Annotated in this window: 3 protein-coding genes and 2 pseudogenes; 2 read left to right on the forward strand and 3 right to left on the reverse strand. The window is 69.4% G+C overall.

Annotation, left to right across the window (positions count from 1 at the left end):
* Nucleotides 1-1210 (forward strand): annotated as a pseudogene (locus G6026_RS16610) (hypothetical protein); the annotation flags it as partial.
* On the opposite strand, the gene G6026_RS16615 reads toward G6026_RS16610, so the two are convergent.
* Entirely contained in the window at nucleotides 1165-1701 is a 537-nt protein-coding gene (locus tag G6026_RS16615) for a hypothetical protein (RefSeq protein ID WP_107755496.1), read from the reverse strand. The pseudogene G6026_RS16610 and the gene G6026_RS16615 overlap by 46 nt on opposite strands.
* A 101-nt stretch (nucleotides 1702-1802) precedes the next feature.
* Here G6026_RS16615 and G6026_RS16620 point away from each other — a divergent pair, with 101 nt between their 5' ends.
* Nucleotides 1803-4247 carry a glycosyl hydrolase family 65 protein gene (locus G6026_RS16620; protein WP_309230276.1) on the forward strand — a complete coding sequence of 815 codons (2445 nt, stop codon included), beginning with the start codon at nucleotides 1803-1805 and terminating at the stop codon, nucleotides 4245-4247.
* Here G6026_RS16620 and G6026_RS16625 read toward each other — a convergent pair.
* Nucleotides 4234-4794 carry a PGPGW domain-containing protein gene (locus tag G6026_RS16625; RefSeq protein WP_182613819.1) on the reverse strand — a complete coding sequence of 187 codons (561 nt, stop codon included), beginning with the start codon at nucleotides 4792-4794 and terminating at the stop codon, nucleotides 4234-4236. The genes G6026_RS16620 and G6026_RS16625 overlap by 14 nt on opposite strands.
* 45 nt (nucleotides 4795-4839) lie before the next feature.
* Nucleotides 4840-5099: pseudogene (locus G6026_RS16630) on the reverse strand (hypothetical protein); the annotation flags it as partial.

Below are 5099 nucleotides of genomic sequence, written 5' to 3' on the forward strand. Positions count from 1 at the left end.
GCTCGCGCAGCGGTGGTCCTCGGCTCTGCTCGCGTGCCTGGTCTCGGCGGGAACGATGCTGCTCTCGCCGTTCATCTCTACCGGCGTGGAGCTGGCGGTGTTCCTCGTGATCCTCGCGATCGCGACCGCGGTGCTCGGCTCGGACCTCGGGATCGCGGTCAGGGTGGTGTGGTCGGTCTTCCCCGCCCCGGTTCTCGTCGGGTACCTCTCGCAGGCGTTCCGTCACGACAGGGGTTCCCAGATCGCGCTCATCGTGGCGGTCCTGGCGTTCGCCGCGGTGGGCGTCGGTATCGCCTGGGTCGATTCCCTGCGTCGCCGCCCGGCTCCGGAGCGGGCGGCCCTCGTCGTCGTCCCCACCGCGGTACCCCTGTTCCTCCTGTCCGGACTGCCCCTCCTCCGGCCGGGATGGCCGGTCGGTCTCGTCCTGGCCGCCGCCTACCTCACGGTCGCGGTGGTCGCCGGACGACGGGCCCAGGAGCCGGGGCCGGTCCTGCTGTCCGCCGTGACGGGTGTCGTGGGCAGCGGTCTGTTGTTCGCCACCTGGGTCGAACTCGGCGGGCGGGAGATGACGAGCCTGGCCCTGACGCTCAGCGCCACCGGGTACCTCGTGGCGGCCGGCCTGTGGCGCCGACGTTGGATGGACTGGGTGGCCGGCGTCGGCGGGTCGATCGCGCTCCTCGTGTACCTGGCGGTCAACCAGCCGTTCTTCGCACTGGACGAGGGGTTGGCGGTCCGCGAGCTCAGCTACTGGGACGTGGTGGCGGCGTTCGCGGCCACCACGCTCGCCGTGGCCGCGACGTGGTGGGGCTCCCGGCTGGCCCCGCACCGGTCCGCCAGGGTGGTGATGGCGGGTGCCGTGGCCGCGCTACTGACCTTCTCGGTCATGGTGGTGGCGGCCGGTGTGGTGATCGGCGACCTCGCCGGCGCGGCGCGTGACGGGTTCCTCGGGGCCCACCTGGTGGTCACGGTCCTGTGGATCAGCTGCGCGGCCTGGTTGATCCTCACCCCGAGCCCCCGGCTCTCGGACGCCCGTCGGATGGGATTCGTCCTGGGATCGCTCGCGCTCGCCAAGTTGCTCTTCCTCGATCTGGCCACGCTCCCCGGGCTGTTCCGGGTGCTGTCCTTCATCGCGGTGGGCGCGGTGATGTTGGCCGTGGCCGTCCGCTACCGCAACGACACGGATCCGTCCGGGAGCGGATCCCCCACGTAGATCCGGAAGGCGCGGGGTTCCGCACCGGCCATGAGGACCTCGACCTCGGGGTGGTCGACCTCGTCCGGGTCGTCCGAGGGCAGGCTCCAGACCACGTCGCCGGAGTCGGTGAGCTCCCTCAGGGCGAGGCGCGTCGCCCGCACCCACGTCACGTGCCGGAGTGCCGGTTCGTCGCGGAGATCGTCCTCGGCCATTCCTTCCCGGAGGTCGACCGTGAGGCGCTCCCCGTCGGGGGCCTCGTACGCGGTGCAGACGTGATCCACGAGGACGGACAGTGGCCACGACGGGCCCGAGCCGAGCAGATCGACGATGATCATCCGCGCATCGCCGACCTGGCAGGCCGTCGGTGTGGTGAGGACGTGGAGCCTGTCGGCAACGTCCTCCGAGATCTCGATGAACTGAACGGTCATGGTGAACCCCTGTTCCGGCGAGGCGGTCCACGGCGGGTCTCGCGCCGCGGCGAGGGCCGTCTCGACTGTGACGTAGATCATACAATATGTCGGTGGCCAACAAGTCTCGGCCAGATGACGATCGCGGAAACCGGCAGGCGGCGTCCCGGCGCGACCGCGGGTCGGTGGATAGGGTCACAGGCGTGAGCATCACGTCGACCGGGCCCGCCACCGACACCACCGTGGGGCGGTCCGACCCCTTCACGCTGACCTACACCGGGTTCGATTCCGGCGAGGAGGGACTTCGCGAGACACTCACCTCCACCGGCAACGGCTACCTCTGCACACGCGGCGCCGCCGAATGGGAGGAGGCCGACGGGGTCCACTACCCCGGGACGTACGTGCACGGTCTGTACAACCGCGCGACCACCATGCTCGGCGGGGTCCCGGTGCACAACGAGGACCTGGTCAACCTGCCCAACTGGCTGCCGATGAAGCTCCGGATCGGCGGTGCGGAGGTGCTGCGGCTCGCCGAGGTGGAGATCCTCGACTACGGGCACGAACTCGACCTCCGGTCGGCGACGCTGACCAGGCGCCTCCGGTTCCGGGACAAGGAGGGTCGCGAGACCGAGCTGGTCAGCCGGCGGTTCGTCTCGATGGCCGCGATGCACCACGCCTACATCGAGTGGACGATCACCCCTGTCAACTGGTCGGGGGAGGCGGAGGTGGTCACCGCGATCGACGGCCGGGTCACCAATGCCGGCGTGCCCCGCTACCGCCAGCTCGAGAGCGACCACCTGCGACCGGGGAGCACGCTCTTCCCCGCGCCGGAGGTGATCGCCCTCAAGGCCCACACCCGTCAGTCCGAGGTCGCGGTCAGCCTGGCCGCACGGACCCTCGTCCTCGTGGCCGACGAGCGGATCGACGTCCCGCGGACGGACTTCCGGACCCCCGACTACATCCAGCAGACGCTGTGCCTGGACCTTGAGCGCGGGGTTCCGGTCACGATCGAGAAGTCTGTCGCACTGTTCACCTCCCGAGACCCGGCCACCGGGAACACCATGACGCGCGCGCACCGATCAGTGAGCCGCGCCCGGCCATTCGACGCGGCCCACGCCCACCACTGTCAGGCATGGGGCCGGCTGTGGCAGGCGTGTGACATGAAGGTGTTCGGCGACGACGAGGCCCAGCATCTGCTCCGGGTCCACATCAGCCATATCCTGCAGACCTGCTCGCACCACACCGCGGACCTCGACGCGGGGGTGCCCGCCCGTGGGATCAACGGGGAGGCCTATCGCGGCCATATCTTCTGGGATGAGTTGTTCGTCTTCCCCTTCCTGACCTTCCGCACCCCGGAGGTCACCCGGGGTCTGCTGATGTACCGCTATCGCCGACTGTCGGAGGCCCGCGCGGCCGCGGAGGCATCCGGGTACGAGGGCTTCATGTTCCCGTGGCAGAGCGGGTCGCTGGGGACCGAGGAGACCCAGGAGGTACACCTCAACCCGCTGTCCGGACGGTGGGACGAGGACCTCTCGCACAACCAGCGACACGTGAGCGCGGCCATCTTCTACAACGTCTGGCAGTACGTCACCCTCACCGAGGACACGATGTTCCTCGAGTTCCGCGGTGCGGAGATGATGCTCGGCATCGCCCGTTTCTGGTCCTCGATAGCCCACTACTCACCAGAGCGGGACCGCTACGAGATCCACGGGGTGATGGGGCCGGACGAGTACCACGAGAAGTACCCCGGGGCGTCGGAGGCGGGTCTGCGCAACAACGCCTACACCAATGTGTTCGTGGCGTGGATCTGCGACGTCGCCGCGAGCCTGCTCGACCTCCTCCCCGAGCCCCGGGCCGAGGAGGTGCGCGCCCGACTCGAACTGCGCGAGGAGGAGGTCACGCGGTGGAAGGACATGAGCCGCAAGATGTTCGTCCCGTTCCACGACGGGGTCATCAGCCAGTTCGAGGGGTACGAGGACCTCGAGGAGTTGGACTGGGACTCCTACCGCGCCCAGTACGGCGACATCCAGCGGCTGGACCGGATCCTCAAGGCCGAGGGGGACACCCCTGACCGGTACAAGCTGGCGAAGCAGGCCGACGCCGTGATGCTGTTCTTCCTCTTCAGCGACTCCGAACTCAGGCGCGTCGTCCGGCGGCTCGGATACGACTTCCCGAGCGATGCCGCCCAGCGCACCATCGAGTACTACGACCGACGGACCTCCCACGGATCGACGCTGTCCTACATCACGCACGCGGGAGTGCTCGCCCGCTTCGACCCGGACGCCTCCTGGGAGAGGTTCAAGGTGGCCCTGGGTAGCGACGTCAACGACATCCAGGGCGGAACCACGCGTGAGGGGATCCACATGGGGGTCATGTCCGGGACCGTCGATCTGGTCCAACGGTTCTACGCGGGTATGCGGGTCAGCGGCGGGATGTTGCGACTCGACCCCAACCTGCCCAGCGGCATAGACGGGGTGTCCTTCAACATGACCTACCTGCGGTCACCGCTGACGGTGACGGTGATGAGGGATCGCGTCACCGTCCACCACCGCGACGGGGTGATCGACGCGACCCCCGTGCGGGTTCGGGTCGGCCGGCAGGAACGGATGGTCGCGGTGGGCGGCGAGGAGACGTTCACTCTGACGTGAGGTCCGACAGATCCGATGTGACGCCCTGCCGGGACCGTCGACGCTCCTCCCTCTCCCGGTGGCGTGCGGCGTGGCGTTCCCTCTCACGCTCCGTCTCGACCGCGTGATCGTAGGGGTTGCCACGGAAGCGATGGACCGAGTAGGCGATCAGTACCAGGCCGATGAGTCCGGAGGCGATCAGGCTCCCGCCGGTACCCCAACCGCCGATGAACCACCAGGCCGGGTCGAACGGCCACCACCGGGGCGCCGGGGGATGCTGTCCCCAGTAGATCCCCAGCCCGACCAGCCACGCCACGCCGAGCACCGACGCCGCGATCCTCGGCCAGGTCTGCACCCCGCGGGACGCACCCTCGAGCGCGACGCGCTTGACGGGGTCGACCCGCTTCTCGATCCACTCGTACTGCTGGGAGAGCACCACCATTCCCGCGAAGAGCGTGAGCAGCCCGGGGCCGGGCAGGAACAGGGCCGCGATTCCCAGCACGACGAGGGTCCACCCGAGTGTCTCGAGGGCGAGGCGCTTGGCCGCGACGTAACCGAGTCTTCTCACCCGACCATGGTGGCAGAGATGCGCGGCGTGGGTACGGCTGCGCGCTCAGGCCGGAACGGGTGAACCGAACGCGCGTGCAGCACGCACGCCTGCCTCGAGGTCGACCTCCGGCCACCCGTCGGGGGAGTGCAGGACGGCCGCCAGTTCGGGCGAGTCCAGCCGCGCACCGGCCGCCAGGAGCGCGTCGACCGCTCCGGTTCCCGGGGCGTCGAGCAGGGTGTCGTCGGCGAGGTCGTCGATGATGTCCCGCACGGCCGCCGCGGTCACCGGAAAGATCTCCGGGTCGAACCCGTCGTCGGTCGGCT

Source organism: Dietzia sp. DQ11-38-2, assembly GCF_014145055.1.
In the GTDB taxonomy this organism is placed as follows: Bacteria; Actinomycetota; Actinomycetes; order Mycobacteriales; family Mycobacteriaceae; genus Dietzia.

Coding starts and splice junctions, on each gene's coding strand:
- G6026_RS16615 (WP_107755496.1), bottom strand. CDS start 1,701: ATGATCTACGTCACAGTCGAGACGGCCCTCGCCGCGGCGCGAGACCCG.